Genomic DNA, 1,624 nt, shown 5'->3' with positions numbered 1-1,624 from the left:
GCGCGCTTCGCCGCCGAAGGATGGCGCGTCATCGCCGTCTCGCGCCGTGCGCCCGACGTGGCGGCCGGCGCGCATGTTCGGCATCTGTCGCTTGACCTGCGGGACAGCGCCGCCTGCCGGGCGGCGGCGGGTGCGTTCGCCGAGGTGACGCACGTCGTCTACGCAGCGCTGTACGAGAAGCCGGGCCTCTATGCCGGGTGGTTCGAGCAGGACCAGATGGACACCAATCTGGCGATGATGCGCAACCTGATGGAGCCGTTGTTCGAAGCCGCGCGTGGGCTTCGCCATGTCAGCGTGCTTCAGGGCACCAAGGCTTATGGCGCGCATCTCCATCAGATCGCCGTTCCGGCACGCGAGCGCTCACCGCGCGATCCGCACGCCAATTTCTACTGGCTGCAGGAGGATTATCTGCGCGCGCAGCGGACGGGTGCGGATTGGTCGCTGACGATCTGGCGACCGCAGGTGGTGTTCGGCGGCGCAATCGGTGTGGCGATGAACATCGTACCAGTAATCGGCGCCTATGCCGCCATCCAGCGCGAACTGGGCCGCCCGCTCACCTATCCAGGGCGGCCGGGCGGCGTGTCGGAAGCGGTGGATGCCGATCTGATCGCGGACGCGCTATTATGGGCTGGCGAGGCGGAGCGCGTCCGGGACGAGACGTTCAACATCACCAACGGCGATGTCTTCACCTGGGCCGATACATGGCCGGCGATCGCCCGGGCGCTTGGCATGGAGCCGGCGTTTGGCGCGCCATTCGCACTGGTCGATTACCTCGGCGGGCATGCTGGCGTGTGGGACGATGTGGTGCGGCGGCATGGGCTGCGCGCCACGCCGCTACCCGATCTATTGGGAGAATCGCACCATTATGCCGATCTGCTGTTCGGCGTACACGCCCCGCCAGAGGCAACGCGGGCGCCGGTGCTGGTGAGCACGATCAAGCTGCGCCAGGCGGGCTTTGGCGAGTGCATCGATACCGAGCAGATGTTCGCCAAATGGCTGGCGCGGCTAGCCGAGCGACGGATCATTCCGCCGCCCGGCTGAACGCGCTCAGATGTCGAGGCAGATCTTGCCGAAATGCTTGCCCGATTCCTGGTGGCGAAAGGCATCGGCAATCTGTTCGAGCGGGAAATGACGATCGATCACCGGACGGATGCCGTTCGCCTCGATGGCGCGGATCATGTCCTGCTGATGCCGGCGCGCGCCGACCGTCAGGCCGACGATGCGCTGGTTCTGCTGCATGACGAAGACGGTGGGCACGTTACCCCCGATGCCGGCGAGCACCCCGATCAGCGCGATATGGCCGCCGATCCGGGCCGCCGCGATCGATTGCGGCATGGTGCCCGATCCACCAATCTCCACGACATGGTCGACCCCGCGCCCGCCGGTCAGCTTGCGCGCGGTTTCGCCCCATTTCTCGTCCTGGCGATAATTGATCAGATGATCCGCGCCCATCTCACGCAGCCGGTCGAGCTTCTCGTCGGACGACGAGGTTGCGATCACCGTCGCGCCGGCAGCCTTGGCAAATTGCAGCGCGAAGATGGATACGCCGCCGGTGCCCTGGACCAGCACGGTATCGCCGCTTTTTACCTGACCGTTCACCGCCAGCGCGCGCCATGCGGTCAGA

At 66.3% G+C, this 1,624-nt stretch carries 2 protein-coding genes; one reads left to right on the top strand and one right to left on the bottom strand.

Annotation, left to right across the window (positions count from 1 at the left end; genetic code table 11):
• On the top strand, nt 1-1,041 hold a 1,041-nt coding region (locus AX702_RS22395), incomplete at its 5' end, for a hypothetical protein (protein ID WP_066776478.1).
• Nucleotides 1,042-1,047: 6 nt separating this feature from the next.
• Here AX702_RS22395 and AX702_RS04040 read toward each other — a convergent pair.
• Nucleotides 1,048-1,624: zinc-dependent alcohol dehydrogenase family protein (locus AX702_RS04040; protein ID WP_156455351.1), on the bottom strand; the 577-nt coding region annotated here is incomplete at its 5' end.

The sequence above is a fragment of the Sphingomonas sp. CCH5-D11 genome, assembly GCF_001557395.1.
Lineage (GTDB): Bacteria > Pseudomonadota > Alphaproteobacteria > Sphingomonadales > Sphingomonadaceae > Sphingomonas.
Note: the sequence above shows the minus strand (reverse complement) of the source record. Positions and strands in the feature narration are given on the sequence as shown.